The 20,052-nt window shown below is 45.1% G+C and carries 20 protein-coding genes and 2 tRNA genes; 11 read left to right on the top strand and 11 right to left on the bottom strand.

The window, feature by feature from the left end; all coding sequences use genetic code 11:
- The first annotated feature begins 78 nt into the window (after positions 1-78).
- The 5 genes from C9I99_RS05740 (at position 79) to C9I99_RS05720 (ending at position 4,362) form a co-directional block, all read left to right on the top strand.
- Positions 79-420, top strand: a complete 342-nt coding sequence (locus tag C9I99_RS05740) for a CidA/LrgA family protein (protein WP_107347917.1) — start codon at positions 79-81, stop codon at positions 418-420.
- Positions 417-1,097 carry a CidB/LrgB family autolysis modulator gene (locus C9I99_RS05735; RefSeq protein ID WP_107347916.1) on the top strand — a complete coding sequence of 227 codons (681 nt, stop codon included), beginning with the start codon at positions 417-419 and terminating at the stop codon, positions 1,095-1,097. The genes C9I99_RS05740 and C9I99_RS05735 overlap by 4 nt, the downstream gene beginning before the upstream one ends.
- 189 nt (positions 1,098-1,286) lie before the next feature.
- Positions 1,287-2,174: a cytidine deaminase gene (cdd, locus tag C9I99_RS05730; RefSeq protein ID WP_107347915.1), complete on the top strand. Its 888-nt coding sequence runs from the start codon at positions 1,287-1,289 to the stop codon at positions 2,172-2,174.
- Between the two features lie 135 nt (positions 2,175-2,309).
- Positions 2,310-3,200, top strand: coding sequence for a DMT family transporter (locus tag C9I99_RS05725; protein WP_107347914.1), 891 nt, complete (start codon positions 2,310-2,312; stop codon positions 3,198-3,200).
- Between the two features lie 187 nt (positions 3,201-3,387).
- Positions 3,388-4,362: a TAXI family TRAP transporter solute-binding subunit gene (locus C9I99_RS05720; protein WP_107347913.1), complete on the top strand. Its 975-nt coding sequence runs from the start codon at positions 3,388-3,390 to the stop codon at positions 4,360-4,362.
- A gap of 107 nt (positions 4,363-4,469) precedes the next feature.
- Here the strand turns inward: C9I99_RS05720 and C9I99_RS05715 are convergent, their stop codons facing one another.
- Positions 4,470-4,874, bottom strand: a complete 405-nt coding sequence (locus tag C9I99_RS05715; protein ID WP_166645511.1) for a hypothetical protein — start codon at positions 4,872-4,874, stop codon at positions 4,470-4,472.
- 323 nt (positions 4,875-5,197) lie between these two features.
- On the opposite strand from C9I99_RS05715, the gene purT reads away from it, so the two are divergent.
- The gene (gene purT, locus C9I99_RS05710) at positions 5,198-6,373 is read left to right on the top strand and encodes a formate-dependent phosphoribosylglycinamide formyltransferase (protein ID WP_107347912.1); all 1,176 of its coding nucleotides are present in this window, start codon (positions 5,198-5,200) and stop codon (positions 6,371-6,373) included.
- Positions 6,374-6,466: 93 nt separating this feature from the next.
- Here purT and C9I99_RS05705 read toward each other — a convergent pair whose 3' ends face one another.
- Positions 6,467-7,114 carry a thiopurine S-methyltransferase gene (locus C9I99_RS05705; RefSeq protein WP_107347911.1) on the bottom strand — a complete coding sequence of 216 codons (648 nt, stop codon included), beginning with the start codon at positions 7,112-7,114 and terminating at the stop codon, positions 6,467-6,469.
- Positions 7,115-7,448: 334 nt separating this feature from the next.
- Positions 7,449-7,742, bottom strand: a complete 294-nt coding sequence (locus C9I99_RS05700) for a hypothetical protein (protein ID WP_107348508.1) — start codon at positions 7,740-7,742, stop codon at positions 7,449-7,451.
- A 231-nt stretch (positions 7,743-7,973) separates the two neighbouring features.
- On the opposite strand from C9I99_RS05700, the gene C9I99_RS05695 reads away from it, so the two are divergent.
- Positions 7,974-8,369 (top strand): nitrous oxide-stimulated promoter family protein, encoded by a 396-nt coding sequence (locus C9I99_RS05695; protein ID WP_420849264.1) that lies wholly within the window; start codon positions 7,974-7,976, stop codon positions 8,367-8,369.
- A 4-nt stretch (positions 8,370-8,373) separates the two neighbouring features.
- On the opposite strand, the gene C9I99_RS05690 is transcribed toward C9I99_RS05695, so the two are convergent.
- Positions 8,374-8,736: a spore gernimation protein gene (locus C9I99_RS05690; protein ID WP_243734689.1), complete on the bottom strand. Its 363-nt coding sequence runs from the start codon at positions 8,734-8,736 to the stop codon at positions 8,374-8,376.
- Between the two features lie 180 nt (positions 8,737-8,916).
- A complete protein-coding gene (locus C9I99_RS05685) occupies positions 8,917-10,425 on the bottom strand; it encodes a peptide MFS transporter (RefSeq protein ID WP_107347908.1) in 1,509 nt (502 codons plus the stop codon).
- A 411-nt stretch (positions 10,426-10,836) separates the two neighbouring features.
- Here C9I99_RS05685 and pdxY point away from each other — a divergent pair, with 411 nt between their 5' ends.
- Entirely contained in the window at positions 10,837-11,691 is an 855-nt protein-coding gene (gene pdxY / locus C9I99_RS05680; RefSeq protein ID WP_107347907.1) for a pyridoxal kinase PdxY, read from the top strand.
- Positions 11,692-11,774: 83 nt separating this feature from the next.
- On the opposite strand, the gene C9I99_RS05675 is transcribed toward pdxY, so the two are convergent.
- The 4 genes from C9I99_RS05675 to C9I99_RS27320 all read right to left on the bottom strand — a co-directional run bounded on the left by C9I99_RS05675 (position 11,775) and on the right by C9I99_RS27320 (position 17,082).
- Positions 11,775-14,078 carry a bifunctional diguanylate cyclase/phosphodiesterase gene (locus tag C9I99_RS05675; RefSeq protein WP_107347906.1) on the bottom strand — a complete coding sequence of 768 codons (2,304 nt, stop codon included), beginning with the start codon at positions 14,076-14,078 and terminating at the stop codon, positions 11,775-11,777.
- Positions 14,075-14,953, bottom strand: a complete 879-nt coding sequence (locus C9I99_RS05670; protein ID WP_243734692.1) for a transporter substrate-binding domain-containing protein — start codon at positions 14,951-14,953, stop codon at positions 14,075-14,077. The genes C9I99_RS05675 and C9I99_RS05670 overlap by 4 nt, the downstream gene beginning before the upstream one ends.
- A gap of 146 nt (positions 14,954-15,099) precedes the next feature.
- Positions 15,100-16,509, bottom strand: coding sequence for an aminotransferase class V-fold PLP-dependent enzyme (locus tag C9I99_RS05665; protein WP_107347905.1), 1,410 nt, complete (start codon positions 16,507-16,509; stop codon positions 15,100-15,102).
- Between the two features lie 312 nt (positions 16,510-16,821).
- On the bottom strand, positions 16,822-17,082 hold the full coding sequence (locus tag C9I99_RS27320; protein ID WP_208113458.1) for a serine protease: 261 nt from the start codon (positions 17,080-17,082) through the stop codon (positions 16,822-16,824).
- A 196-nt stretch (positions 17,083-17,278) separates the two neighbouring features.
- Between C9I99_RS27320 and C9I99_RS05655 the strand changes: the two genes are divergently transcribed.
- Both C9I99_RS05655 and C9I99_RS05650 read left to right on the top strand, forming a co-directional pair.
- A tRNA-Gly gene (locus C9I99_RS05655) sits at positions 17,279-17,352 on the top strand.
- A gap of 44 nt (positions 17,353-17,396) precedes the next feature.
- Positions 17,397-17,483 (top strand) — tRNA-Leu (locus tag C9I99_RS05650).
- Positions 17,484-17,716: 233 nt separating this feature from the next.
- Here C9I99_RS05650 and C9I99_RS05645 read toward each other — a convergent pair.
- Both C9I99_RS05645 and C9I99_RS27410 read right to left on the bottom strand, forming a co-directional pair.
- Positions 17,717-18,346 (bottom strand): LysE family translocator, encoded by a 630-nt coding sequence (locus C9I99_RS05645; protein WP_107347904.1) that lies wholly within the window; start codon positions 18,344-18,346, stop codon positions 17,717-17,719.
- A 79-nt stretch (positions 18,347-18,425) separates the two neighbouring features.
- Complete coding sequence (locus C9I99_RS27410; RefSeq protein ID WP_107348506.1) at positions 18,426-18,662, bottom strand: hypothetical protein; 237 nt, start codon at positions 18,660-18,662, stop codon at positions 18,426-18,428.
- A 105-nt stretch (positions 18,663-18,767) separates the two neighbouring features.
- On the opposite strand from C9I99_RS27410, the gene C9I99_RS05635 reads away from it, so the two are divergent.
- Positions 18,768-20,042 carry a protein kinase domain-containing protein gene (locus C9I99_RS05635; protein WP_107347903.1) on the top strand — a complete coding sequence of 425 codons (1,275 nt, stop codon included), beginning with the start codon at positions 18,768-18,770 and terminating at the stop codon, positions 20,040-20,042.
- Positions 20,043-20,052: the final 10 nt, after the last annotated feature.

Raw genomic sequence — 20,052 nt, 5'->3', positions numbered from 1 at the left:
TCACCACAACTAAGTGTGGCTTAGATCACATTTATTTTGTATGATGAATCAGTTTCTCCTACCACTCCTGAACGGCTCATGGCATATCTACGATCTTTCTTTATTATCTTTGCCTGCCTACTGTTAGGCAAAGGCATCCAGCACCTTACTGGTTTAGCCATCCCCGGTAGCATCATCGGCATGCTCATTTTGTTCACCATACTTTCTATGGGGCTTATTCCTGCCCACTGGGCTATGCAAGGCTGTCATTTTCTGATCCGTCATATGGCTTTATTGTTCGTCCCTGTTGGCATCGGACTGATGAACTACCTCGATCTTCTTACCAATAACGCCCTTATCATTCTACTTAGCACGATAGGCAGTAGTGTGGTGGTCTTCGTCACCATAGGTTTGGCAACACACTATAAGGAAAAACAATGATCTGGCTGCTGACTACCTTGGTTGTGTTCTACACGGCCCGCTATATTTCCAAACATATCCAGCACCCGATTGTTAATCCGCTTCTCATTTGCTTGCTGGTGATCATCCCTTTGCTGATGTGGCTTGAAATTCCTTATGAAACCTATTTCGAGCAGAACAAATGGCTTAATGCGTTGCTTGAACCGGCTGTGGTTGCATTGGCGTTTCCTCTTTATGAGCAACTCAGCCAGATCCGCAAAAAATGGAAGGTGATTTTCTCTGTCTGTCTAATCGGTAGCTTGTTATCGATGGTCACCGGCGCAGGCATCGCACTGATGCTCGGGGCAGATGCCCAACTTACTGCATCCATTCTCCCTAAGTCGGTGACAACCCCTATCGCGATGGCCGTGGCAGAACAAGTTGGCGGCCTGCCTTCAGTTGCGGCTATTATGGTTATTATTGCCGGGTTATTTGGGGCGGTATTGGGTTACCCCCTGTTTCGTCTGATCGGTGTCAAAGCACCTATCGCCAAAGGGCTAACCATGGGCACGGTTTCTCACGCATTAGGTACCGCGAAAGCAGCAGAAGAAAATTATCAAGAAGGCGCATTCAGTTCGTTGGCCTTAGTGATTTGTGGGGTGTTCACCTCGATTTTGGCACCACTATTGTTTCCACTCATCATGACAGTATTTCGTTAAGGTGTGCTAGTAATCGAATACAAAAATAAATAATTGATTATCATCTATAATTTTTTTATAACCCGTGTGACCCGACTCGCATTAATGCAAATGATGCAACAGGTTATCCTCAAGTGTGATCTGGGTCACTCAAATATATAGTTACCAAGCCTACAATGTTTCTCCATACACAAGACGGAGTGAAAACTCATGCACACTAAAGTAATGGATGCTTTAGGCGCTCTACCCGCTGATCTGGCTTCTGCAATTAAACCTGTGCTAGAAGCTGAGAATTTCGATGCCACCTTAAGCCCAGAGGTGTTTGCTCAGTTAATGTCGAAAACCAACATGACTGACAGTGAACTGCGTGTTGCATTACTTCCGCTTGCCGCTGCTTATTCTGTTGCCCCTATTTCTAATTTCTTTGTTGGCGCAATCGTCCGTGGTCAATCTGGCACACTGTATTTTGGTGCTAACATGGAATTTGTGGGTGCTTGCCTTTCTCAAACGATTCACGCAGAACAATCCGCCATCAGCCATGCTTGGGTAAAAGGCGAAACCGGCATTTCTGATATCACCATTAACTACAGTCCTTGTGGCCACTGTCGCCAGTTCATGAACGAACTGACAACGGCGAACGAGTTGGTTGTTCAATTGCCAGAGCGTGCTGCAAAGTCACTGCAAGAATACTTGCCTGAGTCTTTTGGCCCTGCCGACCTGAATGTTACTGATGCGCTGCTATCTAAAGTTGATAACGGAATGGAAACCGAAGCATCTGAAGCGCTCATTCAGCAAGCTTGCCAAGCGGCTAACCGTGCCCATGCACCTTACACCAAAAATTTCAGCGGCGTGGCACTGAAAGCAAAAGACGGTCAAACGTTCATCGGTATGTATGCTGAAAATGCAGCGTTCAACCCTAGCCTTCCACCGCTGCAGGTGGCATTGGTTAACATGAACATGGCGGGATACCCACTTGCTGACATAGTAGAAGCGGCATTGGTTGAAAAGGCGGATAGCACAATCAGCCACCTTTCTGATACACAGGCAACACTGGAAGCACTGAACCCAGACATTCCACTGTCTTATGTTGCTGCATAAGCGCAATGACTATAAAAAACCGCCAATTGGCGGTTTTTTTTGTCTCCGTTATCGCTTAGCGGACAGAAAGCGGTTTTCTCTTACCATAGGTAGGAGTATGATTTTCCAGTTATAAACTCAATAAACCTTAATAACATGTCTCATCAACACAACCCGCTTCAAGGAGCTAGCTGGATGGTCACTGCCGGCTTGGCTTTCGCGATAGTCAACAGCCTGGCACAGTACCTCAGTATGGTTTTGCATCTTCCATCAACCACTGTTGCTTTATTTCAGTACTTCATTGCCTTAGTGGCTATTTTCCCTTGGTTAAGAACCTTGGGTATTCGCAATGCACTGCGCACCCAATATTTTTCCCAGCACTGTTTTCGCGTATTGCTAGCGGTAATCGGTATTCAATTGTGGCTTTGGGCTCTGGCCTACCCCGTACCAATCTGGCAGGGTATCGCGCTGCTGATGACCTCACCGCTGTTCGCCACGATTGGCGCAGGTATGTTCCTTAAAGAAAACGTCGGTACCGCACGCTGGATAGCGACACTTGCAGGCTTCAGCGGGGCAATGATCATCCTAGAACCTTGGTCAGACGGTTTTAGCTGGGCAACCTTGCTACCGGTAGCTGCCGCGTTCTTCTGGGCGTGTTACTCGCTGATGGTGAAGAAAATGTCATCCAGTGAATCACCAACCACCATAGTGGTCTATTTGCTGATCCTTATCACCCCATATAACCTGTTTCTTGCCGTACCCGAATTTACGCTGCCGCAGACGGGACTCACTTGGCTCTTGCTCGGGGGGGCGGGCTTGCTGACGGCACTGGCACAATGGGCAATAGCCAAAGCCTATGCGGTGGCTGACGCCTCTTTTGTTCAGCCTTTTGATCATGCCAAACTTCCTCTGAATGTGCTCGCCGGTTGGCTCGTCTTCGGCTGGGTACCGCCGGGCAGGTTATGGCTTGGTGCCGCGATTATTATTATCTCCGTTGCCTTCATCACCCAATGGGAAAATAAAAAAGGTGCAACGGCAAGAAGCTAGCAATTTACCATAATATTAAACCTAACCCTCGTGCATACATGTGAAATATCGGTATGCTCGGGGGTTGTCTTAATCCCACGACAAGTCTCATCTCACCACCGTCTACACTCTCCCTAAACCGCCCAACCTATTGTTAAATTAAAGGTTGATTCGCCATGTATGAACAACAACATGTGAGGTTTACGGAATGTCTTGGCGCGTTTTCGCTCTTTCGTTTATTGGTGGCACTCTGCTATCGCTATCTTCGGTTTCACACGCCCAGTCTTTCGTTACGATTGGTACGGGTGGTGTCACCGGTGTTTACTACCCCGCCGGGGGTGCTATTTGCCTGCTGGTAAATCAAGACCGAAAAAGACACGGGGTGAGATGCTCGGTCGAATCTACGGATGGCTCTATCCATAACATCAACAGCATCCGTACCGGCGATTTGGAACTTGGCATCGCCCAGTCGGACTGGCAATATCACGCTTACAACGGTACCAGTAAGTTTGAAGATAAAGGCCCTTTCAAATCACTTCGCGCTTTGTTCTCTATCCACCCAGAACCTTTTACTGTGGTTGCACGTACTGATTCAGGTATCAAGAATATTGAAGATCTAACAGGAAAACGGGTAAATATCGGGAATCCTGGCTCAGGCCAACGCGGGACAATGGCGTTATTGATGAAAGCCTATAACTGGACCGAAAAGGATTTTGCCTTGGTATCAGAGCTCAAAGCGTCTGAGCAATCCAGAGCGCTCTGTGATAACAAAATCGATGCCATCGTCTATACCGTTGGTCATCCGAGCGGGGCCATCAAAGAAGCGACAACGGCTTGTGAGAGTGTCATCGTCAACGTCTCTGGACCTGTCGTTGATAAACTCATTGAAGAGAACAGTTTTTATCGCAGGACAACCGTGCCTGGTGGAATGTACCGCGGTAATGCCAGTGACGTACAAACCTTTGGGGTGGGTGCCACCTTTGTGTCATCGGTAGCCGTGGACGAGAAAATCATTTACGACATAGTGAAGTCGGTATTCGATAACTTCGATCATTTCAAAAAGCTCCATCCGGCTTTTGTCATTCTGAACAAAGAGGAAATCGTGACCGGTGGTCTTACCGCTCCCCTCCATGACGGCGCGAGAAAATATTACCTTGAGACGGGATTAATCCAAGAGGAATAAGCTGTCGACCTACACGGTTAACAGAGGCCCAAAACAAAACGAGGAGCCACGTTTTCTAACGTGGCTCCTCGTTTATTGCGTCATCTATTGAGAGTCGCGGCGTTCGTTTAGAAGCGAATACGGAAACCCAACTGACCTTCCAGATCAAGATCGACATCTTCGACAACATACAGTGTCGGACCAACCTCACCGTAGAACTCAAAACTGTTCACCGGCACTTGGAAGCCAATACCACCACGTACACCAAGCTTGTTGTACTTGTTGTCTACGTACTGAGCGCCGACAAAGGTGTAGAGGTTATTCATACCTGGATCTTGGGTCAGAGAGCCAAGGTTAAAGGTTTTATCGAACGCGAGACCAAAATCGTCGATACCGAGTGAGAAGCGCAAGTCATTGTGCTTATATTGGATACCCGACATTGGGCTACCAAAGAAGATACCAACAGCTTGAGATGCATGAGCTGAAAACGGCACCGCCATCATCAGGCCCAGAGCTAGCAGATATTTTTTCATGATGTATTCATTGTCGTTGCTTAACAAAACTGCGGCTAATCTAACGGTAAAACGGGGTAAATTCGACCCTTCTGCGTGACTAATGACAGAACTTTGACAATCATGACAGAATATTACTGTGGTTTTGTTGTCGCCCCCCCCCTGCCAAACCGATGATAAAACAACCAGCTTGCACGAGCTATAAACACTATTCCCATTAGCGAGTTACCCATGGGTACAGCAACCCTGACGATCAGATAAAACCCAAAAGCAAACGTTTGCGTGAGGGTGAATTTCCTGTATGATCCGCACTAGTTTCACGTCACCTCCAGTAAGGAATTCCAATGTTAGGATCTGCAACCCGCTTAAACGCAACGCGTGTACTTCTTCTTGGCTCTGGCGAGCTTGGTAAAGAAGTGGCTATTGAATGCCAACGCCTTGGCCTGGAAGTTATCGCTGTTGACCGTTATGCCGATGCGCCTGCCATGCAAGTTGCCCACCGTAGCCATGTTATCGACATGCTTGACGGTGAAGCCTTAAAGCAGCTTATTGCCGATGAAAAACCTGATTACGTTGTCCCTGAAATCGAAGCGATTGCCACCGATACACTGGTTGAGCTCGAAGCCAACGGCTTGAATGTTGTCCCAACCGCCAATGCCACCAAACTTACGATGAATCGCGAAGGCATCCGTCGCTTGGCAGCAGAAGAGCTTGGGCTGACAACCTCCCCTTACCGCTTTGCCGATAACTACGACGACTTTAAAGCAGCTGTAGAGCATGTAGGTATCCCATGTGTCGTGAAACCTGTTATGAGCTCTTCTGGCAAAGGCCAAAGCGTTATTAAAACACAAGAAGATATCGAAAAAGCGTGGAGCTATGCACAAGAAGGCGGCCGAACCGGTGCTGGCCGAGTGATCGTTGAAGGCTTCATCGACTTTGATTATGAAATAACCCTGCTGACGGTGCGTGCTGTTGATGGCACTCATTTCTGTGCGCCTATCGGACACCGCCAGGAAGATGGTGACTACCGTGAATCGTGGCAGCCACAAGCCATGACAGAGCAAGCACTTAAAGCGGCTGAGCACGCTGCTGGTAAAGTTGTGAACGCACTGGGTGGTTATGGCATCTTCGGTGTAGAGCTGTTTGTAAAAGGCGATCTCGTTATCTTCAATGAAGTCTCTCCTCGTCCACACGACACTGGTATGGTAACGCTGATCTCTCAAGAGTTATCAGAATTCGCCCTACACGTGCGAGCTTTCCTAGGGCTTCCAATCCACACCATTCACCAATACGGCCCATCCGCTTCTGCGGTTGTGCTGGGCGAAGGCGTCTCCGAAAATATCCGTTTTGATAACCTCGCGGCAGCACTTGCTCGTCCTAACACGCAAGCTCGCCTGTTTGGTAAGCCAGAAATCAATGGCCGCCGCCGTTTAGGTGTCGCCCTTACCCGCCGTGATAGCATCGAAGGCGCTATCGAAGATGCTCTTGCTACTGCATCTGATATCAAGGTTGTGTACTGATACCAGAGCAATGACGAAGTCGCTCGTACAAATTGTATCAATCAAAAAAGGAGCCATCAGGCTCCTTTTATATTATCTGTCATAACGGCAAACTTAAGCGGCGACGGTAATCAACCACGCTTCTTCAGCAAAGCGGGTTAGGCCGCGCTTGCGGCGAGGGTGTGACTCATCTGCATCATCACGGGCTAAATGGCGAATATCGCAACCGTCGAACAAGGCTTCAATTTCGTCCTTCACCACAGAAAATGGAGGACCGTCCATTTCATGCTGTGGGTAATCCAATGTCACTAGCAAGATACGACCACCCGGCTTCACCATCGATAGCAGCTTCTGGGTATAGCTCTGGCGCATTGACTGCGGCATCGCAATCAGTGCAGCGCGATCATACACTATGTCGACAGGATCAATATTAGCCGTAAAGTAATCACCACAATGAATCGTGATTTCGTCAAACTCGTAAATGGATTGGCCATTGCCGACCGGAATAACCAATGGGGTGTAAAGGTGCTCAGCAAAGAATGCGCGTACCGCAATTTCACTCAGTTCAATACCAACGACTTTGTTGTGTTTCGCCGCCAACCATGACAGATCGACAGATTTACCACACATAGGAACCAGCACCGTATCTTCTCGGGTCGGTTTTACTTCCGGCCAGTATTTTTCAAGTACCGGGTTGGTATCATCCAGGTGAAAACCAATTCGATTTTCAGCCCAGCGACTATGCCAAAACTCTGCATCCATTTATTGTTTTCTCTTTCTTATGACTGACTGATTGGCTTTATATCAAACTTGACTTGATATAGCTAATCCAGCCACGCCAATAGAAGGCCTGGAAGGCATCTAGGAGGGTTTTCTGTCCCAAACTGAGGTGACGGTATTAGTCCAAGCTTACAGCGCGCCATTACGGCGTGTGCGAAACAAGCACAACGAACACAAATTAACCACTCGTACATACAAAAAAAGATGCCGAAGCATCTTTTCTCGTTAGCCAAATTTCAAAGGCAAATCCAGCTAAAAATCTGTTCTTCAATTTTCTTTTATGAGAGTCATTGAATAAACGATAAATGCTAGCGAATTAAGAAATTCGGAATAGCTTAATCGAGTCACGGCGAACAGTCACACCGCGGAAAGTCACAGGCTCAAGTAACGTCATTAGCTGCTTAGAAACAAAAAACTTACCGCCGTAGCTACGATCACCACCACGATTTACCCAATCTGCAAATTCATCTGCCAAGTTGAACATAGAGTTTCCAACAAGCAGAACCAACACTTTAGCGACTTCACTGTCATTCTGTTTATTAAACTCCGCGTCGCGAACTTTCTTACGATATTCTTCGACGATTCTTTCTAGGCACTCAAATCTGCTCATATACACCACCACAAAAAAAGAGGTGCGGATACTACTGCTCATACTCACTGAAATCAACCCATCGGGGGTCTATTCTTGGCAGAAACCTGTAATTTTTTCGTTCTCGTAACATGATTCGGGACGTTTATAAGGAAAATGACGACTTATGTCATATTTTTCACCCTGCCATTAAGTTACATTAAAAATATAACTTTAGTATTGCCGCCTTGATTTAAAGCAAGAGAAATGACCATGAGCGACCAAAAAATAGACGTAACCGTCTTAATGGATAGCCTAAAAACTGAGTATAAAACCATCGAGGCAATGGTGAAGATTTACTGCAGGGATCACCATGGCACTGACGCATTGTGTGAAGCGTGTGTCGATTTTTTGGCCTATGCCCTAACCAAGCTCGATCGTTGCCCCTATGGCGAGGAAAAACCGACCTGCAAACTCTGTCCAATCCACTGTTACAAAGCCGACTACAAAGAACGCTCCCGTATGATCATGCGCTATAGCGGCCCCAAAATGCTATACTACCACCCTATTCTCGCGATTCGGCACCTTGTTGCTGGCAAGAAGCCGGTGCCAGTCAAACCAGCACCCAATGCTTCCAACCGCCATAAACGGAAATCGCACAGCCGATAACGCATTAGTTTCTGTAGTAATCGACAACCTGAATGGTGCTTGGTGGAGTGTTCGCTTCAAGGGATAACTGGAAGCTTTTGCCACCTTGCATCTGCACGGTTGATCCGCCATGCCCTGTCACGCTGACTCCCTCTATCTTTTCGAAAGACCGGGACTCGCTGTAATGCATGGTAACGTTCAAATCCACATCTTGGTTGGAAGACAGCTCAAACTGGCAAATCCCAGTTAAGCAGTAGACATCAAGGTTGCCATCTTCATATTTCACATTCTCAACGTTCTTTACGGGATGCGCCGTTATTTGTAACTCTTCGCCACACCCTGACAGTAAAAACGCCCCTACGATTACAGCCAACATCAGTCGTTTCACGCAACGTCATCCTCTTTTGCATTTCAGAAAATTAATATCACACCAATAACCATCATTGTGCAACCTATCGTGATTTATTCAAGCTGTCGTGACCGACAATCTCACACAAAAAAACGCCAGCAATTGCTGGCGTTTCATCGCGATCACAGTATTGAGCTGAGACTTAAAACATGAAAAGAGTTAGAGCTGAGGAGCCATCGGCTTAACGTCATCTTCTTTCTCTAGCTCTTCCCCTTTACGGATCAGTTTGGTGATCACTTTCGATAGCGCCAACGTCACAAACGCCATCACCACAGCCAGTATGGCGAGGTTAAAGAAATAGCTCGCGTAAACACTTTCGATAATCTCTTGGGTTAGCTCAACATCCTTCGGCAATGCAATCTTGGTTGAAATAACTGCGGCCAGAATACCACTGAGTGACAAAGCGACAGAACGAAGGCCGATAGAGAAAGCCGACAAATAACGCGGCACCATTTCAAAGATAAAGCCAGCCCCTAGCGCACCGACAATCAACTCAGCCAGTGACTGGAAGAAGTGCACCCATAGAATCCAGTCTGCAGAGATCTTACCATTGTCACCAACAAAGCTAGTTGACAAGCCAAGTAACGAGAATGCAATGGCACTGAAGATGAAAGCCGCTGCAAATTTAGTTGGGATTGACGGTGAAATGCCTTTTCTTTCTAACCACCCGTAGATAAAAATAACCGGACCACCCAACACAAAACACCATAACGGGTTAAATGCAGCATTTGACTCAGGACGAATTGGAATCAAACCAAACAGATGGTCACCCATTAGGTTGATAGCATAAATGTTCATCGAGGTTAGCATCTGACCATAGTAGAAATAGAACACGATCATGATGAAAATGAGGATCAACACCCCACACATTTTGTATTTAAAGGCTGTGGTTGCACGGGTAATTTCATAAATGAAGTAACCAATAGCGCCAGCACCTAGTGCATATAACAGGTATTTACCTTCATCAAGGTTAGAGAATACCCAAAATACCAGACCCAGCATAACCGCCGAACCCAGAACAAATGCCATCCACACTTTCATTGATACTGATCGGCGGTCAATATCATTACCTACACCAATAAAGCGATCACGGAATAAAACAAATAACACCAGAGTGATCGACATCAGCCCTGAAGCAATATAGAAATTCCCTTGATAAGCCAAGAAAGCGACCATGAACGGGAAAAGGTATTTCGATGCAAATGAACCTAAGTTGTTTATCGAATAGTTAACTGTCAGGCCCTGCTGGAATGCATCTCGGTTATCTGCCGCATAAGAATTACCCAATAATACCGTTGGGCTTGTTGCAGAAAGTCCCCTCGCGTATCCGATAAGCGCAATAGCAAAAATACTCAGCGGTACATTTAGCGAACTCGCCCCATACCCCAGAGTAAAGAAACCGATGGTATAGACTGTGTAACCAATATACACCGCACGGAATGAACCGATATAACGATCAGCAACAAAACCACCCACAGCCGAGAAAACAGGTCCTACAGCACCGAAAGCCCCCATCATCATAATGGTATCGGCTTCACTGTAATTAAGTTCAACGAGGAAAAATTTAGTTAGCAGAACGTAGGTGCCGTAGAATGCTGCACCCCACAGGAACTGTCGTAAGATAAGTACTCTGGCAATAAATGGAAATCTAGAGTTTGCGTCTTGCATATTATACTCCTTTAATATTATGCACTGCGTAAACTAGCAATTTGCAACTTTTAATTTCATGATCGATAGCAACTTATTCAACAAAACACCTATGCTAGGCGCATTTTTTTGCATATCTGTGACATTGATATAAAATCAACCATTAACCCCATGATTAAAAAGAAAATAATAAAATTATTAATTAAAATGACGCCCTTGATTTAGAGTGTAATTTGTATAATAAATATTATTCACAAATCACTCCTCGGTCACTTATTGACCAAAAGTGGTATCGAGATAAGAAATCTCTCACCACAACAACGCCAATACTTCCCATTATCGTATTGCAACAACTACCTATTAATTCATTGTGATAAGCCGCCTGTCACATTATTATCGATGTCGTATACATACCCCAACAGGATAAAAATAATGAAAGGCATTCTTTCTGTTCAGTCACATGTCGTTTATGGACACGCAGGAAACAGCTCAGCCGTTTTTCCGCTACAGCGTATGGGCTTTGAAGTATGGCCAATCCATACCGTTCAATTCTCTAACCACACTCAGTACAAAGAAGGTTGGACAGGACGTGCTTTTGCCGCAGAAGATATCACCAGCTTAGTATCGGGTATGGAGGCAATTGGCCAACTGAGTCATTGTGAGGCTGTTCTTAGTGGATACCAAGGCAGTGCCGAGCAATGCCTTGCCATTGAAGAAACGGTCAAGAAAGTAAAAGCAGCCAACCCTGAAGCGCTATATGTATGCGACCCTGTAATGGGTGCACCTGATAAGGGTTGTATTGTTGCACCTGGCATTGCCGAACACCTGATCAATACCCTCATGCCGATGGCAGATATCATCGTGCCTAACCAGTTTGAGCTTAGCCAATTTGCCGGCATGGAAATTAACGCTTTGGAAGACGCAGTCAAGGCTTGCCAAGTTGCTCTAGCGAAAGGCCCTAAGATGGTATTGGTGAAACACTTACACAGTGTGTCGAGTGAGATGTTCTCGATGATGCTGGCCACCCAAGAAGGTTGCTGGTTAGCCCAACGCCCTCACCTTGAGTTCGATAAGCAGCCTGTAGGTGTTGGCGATCTGATCTCTGCCCTTTTTACCGGCCAGTATTTAGCAAAAGGCAGCGCAGAGGCTGCATTCAGCCACTGTAACGATGCTTGTTACGCGGTATTGAAAGAAACCTCGCTACGTGGCGAGTGGGAGCTGCAGACCATTGCGGCCCAGAATGAAATTGTTAAGCCTTTTGAGCACTTCCCACTAGAAGCACTCTAATCGCTTATTAGCCAATGGCATTCAACGCAGAGGTAGCAGTCTGCTCTCTGCGTTGAATCGCCTTAGACATCATATTATTGACGCTAGGCCACCGACTGCGGCATTCGAGAATGAGTAAGCAGTACCTCAAACTCATCGGCTGGCAAAGGCTTACTGAAGTAATAACCTTGCCCATAGTCACAGCCTCGCTGCAACAGATATTCGGTATGCCACTTCGTTTCGACCCCTTCGGCAACAATTCGAATGTTCAATGCTTTTGCCATCGCAATAATAGCACTGACCAACTCACGGTTAGATGCATTTTGGTCGATATCTATCAGAAATGATCGGTCTATTTTTAACTTGTCGAACGGAAATTTTTGCAGGTAACTCAATGCTGAATATCCGGTACCAAAATCATCAATCGTCAACTCAACCCCCTGACGTCGCAGATCTTCAAGCAAAGAAACAACCTCATCATTGTGATTGAATAACAAACTTTCCGTCACTTCAATGTCGAGTTTATTTGCAGCAAGCCCCGAGGATTTTAATCCCTTTTTGATTTGAGCTAATAACGTATCGCAATACCTGAACTGCACACTGGAAAAATTAATCGAAATTTTGATTGGCGCAATGCTTTGCCAATGGGCAGCATGATAACAAGCTTGGGAAATGGCAATCTCACCCAGTCGGTGAATCAAACCATTTTTCTCGGCCAGCAGAATAAACTCATCCGGTGGAATAAAACCTAACTTTTCATCTTCCCAACGCATAAGCGCTTCCGCACCGACGATTTGCTTCGTTTCCAAATCCAATATTGGCTGGTAATACATCTCGATACGATTATTTTTAATGGCCTGGCGCAACCGACTGTCGAGGTCCATTGTACGCTGTACGTCAGTCGTCATACTAATGTCATAGAACCGGTAAGCATTACGTCCATCTTGCTTAACCCGGTACATAGCCGTATCAGCTGCCGCCAGCAACTGATGAGTATTGATGCCATCCCGCGGATAAACCGCCATACCAATACTGGCCGTAATAAAGAACTCTTGACTGTTCCAGGTAAACGGACGATCAAACAAAGACAAAATCGCTGATGACAATGATTGGGCATACTCTTCATCACTGAGATTGGGAATAATGAGCAAAAACTCATCCCCCCCTAAACGTGCTAATACACTTGATCCCCCAATGACTGACGATAAGCGTTGGCTACTATCGGTAAGAATGAAGTCTCCCGCTAAATGGCCCAACGTATCATTGATTTGCTTAAAATTATCAAGATCAATAAACATGACTAACACTGCAGTCTTGGTATCAGTCGCATCGGCAATGATCAACTCCAATTGCTCATTACCATATTTTCGATTGGGTAACCCCGTTAACACATCATGCATAGCCTGATAAGCCAATTTCTGCTCAGAGGATTTTCTACGATCGATTTCTTCTACCAGTCGTTCATTCTGTACCGAAAGTAAACGTTGTTGCTTATGAGACTCTTCAAATTTTGTTTTTAAAATAATATTTGCGCTATTAATACTAAAGGTATAAATAAGGCCGATAATGACTGGTACAGCCAAAAAGGAAATACCTGCAACAAACCACCCTGAAGTAAAGATGTCTTTTTCATTGACCGGTGAAAACCAGCCTTTAAGCTGGTATGGTGTTTTCTCAATTGGAAACTCAAAAAATATAATACCTGACTGCGCTAAAGTATCATCCGTAATTGAATTCCATACTAATATATTGTCACTATCAGTTGATAACAACATTCTACTTCTGCTACCTTCATACTCTTGCGCAGTAAGCTGTTCAATTATGACTGATATGTTTATATCGGCAATTAAATAAGCAACCGGCCGCCCGGAAAAATAGACTGTTTTGTATATTTCAATATGCGGTTTTCTGGAAAGATAGCTAGTATGTAAAACATGTACACCATCGGCAGCGCTGTCAAATCGCTCGGTGTCAACATGCTGGGTTATACTCTCCGCTGTGTCGACAATAACGGAACCATCATAACTGGCAAGAATGAAGCGCTTATACACGGGTATATCATTGATTAGCTTAGTTTCAATCAGTTTATCCAGCTCATGATCGAGCTTCATCAGGCTAGAACCGAGACCATACTCCATCGACATTCCCGATGCCAAATTGGCAAAAAAAGTTGTCATGGCCCTGCTTGTAGCAAAGTCGTTCACCTCTTCACTGGACACGCTAAAGAAGTATTCCAACATACTGGCATAACTTTGTACTTTCAGCGTCAATTCACGATGCTGAGATTCATTTAATCTGGTTTGACCTAAATTGGTAACAGCCAATATCAATATCAAATACGCCGCTAGCAATACTGCTGCGAGTATAATGAGATTACTGCTTGATAGTTTTTGTATCCATTTTTTCATAAATCAGCTTCATTGCTTTCACTAAAGTAATCACCATAAAAATAAAATACCGATGGATAATGCTTTTCTATAAGCTTCTGATAAGTTCCATCTTTTCTAATCTTAGTTAAGTATTGATTAAATGCATGACGTAATTTGGGGCTATTTTTCCTAAATGCTGCCGCCATTCTTTGATCTTGTGAGATTGGTCCAATAACTTTGATCTCTCCAGGCCATTTTTCTAAGGCAATTAATGTATCTGCTACGTCTAATAACGTGGTTTCAGCATCATTGTTTAAAATTGCTGGCACCATTTCATTTAACTTACGCCCCGGTTCTGGAAGAATGATATTTGCACCAGTGTCATACAAGTTATACAAATGAGGGTCAAGACAAGACTGTTCCATTGCCAGTACATCTTTGTTTTTAATCAATTTTTTTACAAGATTAATATCTTTATTTATATCGCCGCTTGGTTTAATTGGCGTCAAAGTTGAATCAGAACGCGCCACTAGCCATACAGCTGAAGGAAAATAGTCTATTGAAAAATCAGCTAATTCTTCACGCCAATCTAAAACCGTCACACCATTTGCGATAATGTCGCCTTCTATCGGCGACTTCTCTCCCAGCACAATTTCGCTATTCAAGTACAAGGCATTTTGGCCGTTCAGCTTTCCGACAACAGTATCCCATTGGGCGGGGACATATTGGTATTTAACACCTAACGATTTGGCAAAACCTTTTACAATTTCAACATCGAGCCCGCTAAGAGACTCAAATTCCTCTGTTTTTATATATGAAACAAAGTTTGCATAAGGAACACCGATATGGCGCAATACGCCCCGCTCCTTAATTTCGGATAAATCATCAGCTGTTACCAAAGGGCTAGCCAACATCCCTGCACCAAGTACCGTTGCGGCAATCAAGGATCGTAATAATTGTCTCATACTCTTCATTAAGCCCTTTCCTCATCCTTGCAGTACTGTACCCCAGCCCCTCGAGGGGCTTGCGTATCTACGCCCAGCAAGCTGGGCGCTTGAATTTATACCATTACGTCATACAGTTGTTTTATTGCCTTCACCAACCCCTTCACGTCTTTCTCATTGTGGAATAAATGAGTTGAAATACGCAGTGAGTAAGTCGAGTCGGCATCGTCTTTGTGCAGCTTGAAGTCGGTGGTACGAATTATGTAGCCATACTCCTCACGCAACCTGTCTCTGAACTCGGTCAGCAAATCGCCATCAGAGGCATTGAATGGAAACGGGTTGAATGTCGTTAAGCCACTGTCTAATCCCTCTACATCCGGTGAGAACACCAAAGCTTGTGGCAGTGCATCAGACAGTAAGCTTTTGCATAACTTGCTTAAATACAACACGCGAGACTCAATACGACGACGGCCTATTTCATCCCACATTTTGCAACTATCAGCCAACGCTTGTTTCGCAGGATAATTATCATTACCGATGTACTGCATCTGCAATTGGGTACCAAGATAACCGGCATGGGATAGCGAAGAGTTGACATACCAAAGTGGGTTTTCCCGATCAGGCCAATACTCATCTAGTCGTGTAGCATTGTCACGCACATACAATATCCCTGTCGCTCCAGGGCCGCACTGCCACTTATGTCCCGAGCCAGCGTAGAAATCACAGTCGATATCGTGGAAGTCCAAATCCATCATTCCTACGGTGTGTGCCCCATCGACAAGGGTTGGCACCGCATATTTTTTCGCGAGCTTACATAACTTTTTCGCAGGCAAACGCGTTCCGGTCTTGTACGTAATATGTGAAAACACCATCAACCTAACATTACTGTTTTCGTTTAGCGCCTTTCTAAATGCCTTCACATAGTCTTGCTCTGTCACATTTTCTGTTCCGGTATAGACAGGCAATTCAACCTCAACAACGTCAACCCCGAAACGTTGTTTGACCACATTAAATGGCGATGAAGCGGCAACATGTTCATGATAGGTCGTGAGAATGACATCCCCCGGCTCAAAGTGCAGACCGTTAATAATTGAACACATCCCATCGGTGGTATTGCGGCTTAAAATAATTTCATGAGGATCAGCACCAAACCCAGCGGCAATATCCGTAACCATCTCGGAAACATATGGCCAACCACCAAATTTACCATCCATATCCCATGGGTATTTCGCGACGGTTTTATTATTTTCATGAAATGCTTGCAGCACTGACTTAGGCATAGAGCCTGTTGTTCCGATATTCATATACGTTGTGTTGTTATCGAGAACAAACTGCCGTCTTACATTTCGCCAAAAATCACTCTCATTTCCATCAATATGAAGTGACTGCCAATCAGTGACTTCCGTTGCGGCACTTGCAGTGCGACTAAGCAGCGCACTGCCTACACTTGCAACGGCAAGCCCTGTGGTTGTTTTCAAAAACTGTCGACGTTTAAGATTTTTCAGAACCAAATCTGAATGACTCATTTTTATCTCCCTGTGTCATGCACGCAAAGTCGAGAACAATTAATAATTCGGTCAATAAAATCACAAAGTGTTACCAAATGTAATTATTCTTTTCACAAATACTGAGCAATATCAAATTATCCTGGTGCAAAGACCACAATGAGATTACAAAATAGCCATACCTAAGAGGGCCATATTCATTATTCTGCACACTATAAATAGGTAGACCAAAAACTCCCGATTGACATAATCGATTTCAGATATAAAAACGCCCTGCATTGGCAGGGCGCTGATCGCAACAGAATCTGGTATACGATTTGGATACGGTTTTCCTTAGTTTTTTTCTTCCTGTACGCAATAAAGAGCAAAGCCTTGTTCCATAATATCAAAGCCTTCACGCTCGGCTAACTCCCAAGGACGCTCACACTGCTTGGTTTTTTCGCACCAGCTATATCCTGCAGAGGTTTTACATCCATGTTCATCTTCATCTGCACCTACCCTCGATTCTGAAGAGTCATTACAGCCCACCAACAACATACCACTGAATATGAACAGCAAAACTAACGCTGATGATGTGAAAAGACGGCGTACCATACCCTACTCCTCAGGCCAACATGAAACATTAAGGATAGGCACGAATTTAAGCCCCAAGATAAATAATCTGCCTAAATTACAATCAACTCCCCATAAAATAGTCGTTAAAGCGTGATAGGGGTAACAAAATTTATCTTTCACGATTGCGAGAAAGTCATCACAGGCTTATTGTTTCTTTGTAATCAGTGACTTATACGCGAGCATCGTATAATGGTATTACCTTAGCTTCCCAAGCTAATGACACGGGTTCGATTCCCGTTGTTCGCTCCAAGCGCTCTGGCGCAAAGAATAAGCACTGATAAGTAAGATGACATGCGGTGGTGGCGGAATTGGTAGACGCGCTAGCTTCAGGTGCTAGTGTCCGCAAGGACGTGAGGGTTCAAGTCCCTCCCTCCGCACCAATCTTACCTATCACCTTCTCTTTCTTTCCCCATATTCTGAATCGATACCATACTGATTCACAACCTACCCGCTACGCTTCTTGTAGACTCACTACGCCAAACAAGGAGAGTACGACGGCTTACTTAATTGTGTGTTGTAATGGTAGAGAGCTTGCTACGACCAATGTAAATGATGCGTGGAGGTTATATGGCAATAACCGAGGGTATGTCACGTTGACGGTCGAAGAGATGATCTAGACTCGGCTTGTCGTTGACAGCAACGCCCCAGCACCAATAAATACGCCGCCAGTTAATCGATTAAACAGCGTCGCCCTGCCCGATGCGAACACCCAACTGGACGACCTCGAACCTAAATAGGCATAGAGCAGCAGCCACGATAGTTCCAACACAACAAAGGTAAGAGCAAACACAACATACTGGATAAACAACGCTTCTGATGGGTTGATGAACTGTGGGAAAAGAGCGGTAAAAAACAAAATAGCCTTCGGGTTACTGGCCCCAACGATAAGCCCACTCACAAAATAACTGGTAAAGTCTGAGTTAGCCGACTTGTTAAGCGCGGGTTTTACGTAGCTCTTCTCTTTCGATGTTAATGCCTTAAGCCCCAAATAGACTAAATACCCCGCACCTATCCACTTAATGGCATTAAAGATCACTTCGGAGGAAATGATAATCACCCCAAGCCCAGTAAACGATAAGGTCAAGATTGAGGTGATTGCGGCCAAGCTACCCAGAGCGGTATAGGCCCCCACTTTCCACCCGCCGGTAACGCCTTTGGTCATGCACAGCAATGAGCTCGGTCCCGGGGAAGCCGTAAGCACCAGTACGGCAAGAACATAGTAAATCCATAGCTCTATTGTCATTAGGATGCTCCTTTTCCCTATCGTTAAGTTCTCAAGTTTAGCTGTATTAAAAGTGACAGGGTAAATAAATAACCCCAAATCACGAATCCTCGATCGTTTTCTCGCCACAGTTTTCACAAACAAAATGATGGGAAAACTCATCCATTGAAGCCACAAATGCCCCAAGCGCCCAGCCTTTAATGAATCCCGATATGAATTCTTTCATATTAGAGTGATTTTGATTTCTATATACGCTTGGCTTTCTAACCAAAACGACAACATGATATGTTTCTACCCGACAACATGGGCACAGACGAACTTCTCTCTGCAATGACAACGTCGCTTCCTCCATGAATTAAGCTCGGTGACAGCTACCAATCAGCTTCACTTTTCTAGTAGACTACTCGCCTTTTTGTATCTCTCAAAGTACGGATTTATCATTTTGCATTCACTTTCTCAGCTAAAATCAGGCGAACTATCAGGCATTCAGCACTTGAAGTTGTCGGAAGACTTAACCGAATTCCCATTAGAGATCCTCTCACTCGCAGATAGCTTAGAAATTCTTGATTTATCCAATAATCAACTCAACGCACTACCAGACGAGCTAAGCCAACTGCATAAACTCAAGATCTTGTTTGCCTCGAATAACCACTTTGAGTCTCTGCCTGAAGTGCTGGGTCAATGTCTTGAACTAGAGATGATAGGGTTCAAATCAAACAAGATTAAACAGGTTCCAGCGAACTCATTACCACCTAAACTACGCTGGCTGATCTTGACGAATAACCGGATTGAAACCCTACCGGAATCATTAGGCGAACGTCCACGGCTGCAAAAGTTAGCTTTAGCAGGCAATTGCCTAACCCACCTGCCGCAAAGCATGGCGCAATTGTGCAACCTAGAACTCTTACGTATTTCCGCGAATGAACTGACTGAGTGCCCAGACCAATTGCTCAACTTACCCAAGCTTGCCTGGTTTGCCTTTGCCGGCAACCCGTTTTGCCAATCGCAGGTGACAATTGAATCCGTGCCAGAAGTACCATCTTCCAGCTATTCCTTGCTGCAAGTACTGGGACAAGGTGCCTCTGGGGTCATATCTAAAGCGACCTGGAATCAACCTCATCCCGACTTGCCAGTAGAGATTGCGGTCAAGGTATTCAAAGGGGAAATCACCAGCGATGGCTACCCTAAGGACGAATTGCAAGCGTGTTTAAAAGTCGGCAACCATCCCAACCTTGTACAATCCTTGGCACAGGTAAATGAGAATGGGTATTTGGCACTGATCATGAACCTTATCCCCTCTCACTACCGTAACCTTGGCCTGCCGCCTTGCTTCAACAGCTGTACCCGCGATACCTTTTGGCCAGACTTTACGCTGCCCATTACGCAAATTAATAAAATCGTTGCCCAGATGGAAGACGTATTCGAGCACTTGCATGCAAACCAAGTCTGTCACGGTGATTTGTATGCCCACAACACCCTGTTTGATGAACAAGCCAATATTATTTTTGGCGACTTCGGTGCCGCGACCATGTATCACATGCTTAAGGAGCAACAGCGAGATCAAGTTAAGCAGATCGAGCATCGCGCCCTTCATCATTTTATTGATGACTTACTGAGCATTTGTCGTAAAGAAGATAAGAATAGTGAAGCATTCTTCCGCCTCAAGCAGAAGAAAAGTTCGCCTCGTAATGCTAATGCCCAAATAACAGGACTATAGTCATAACTAT

Origin of the sequence: Photobacterium lutimaris (genome assembly GCF_003025555.1) — a bacterium.
Classification (GTDB): domain Bacteria; phylum Pseudomonadota; class Gammaproteobacteria; order Enterobacterales; family Vibrionaceae; genus Photobacterium; species Photobacterium lutimaris.
Note: the sequence above shows the minus strand (reverse complement) of the source record. Positions and strands in the feature narration are given on the sequence as shown.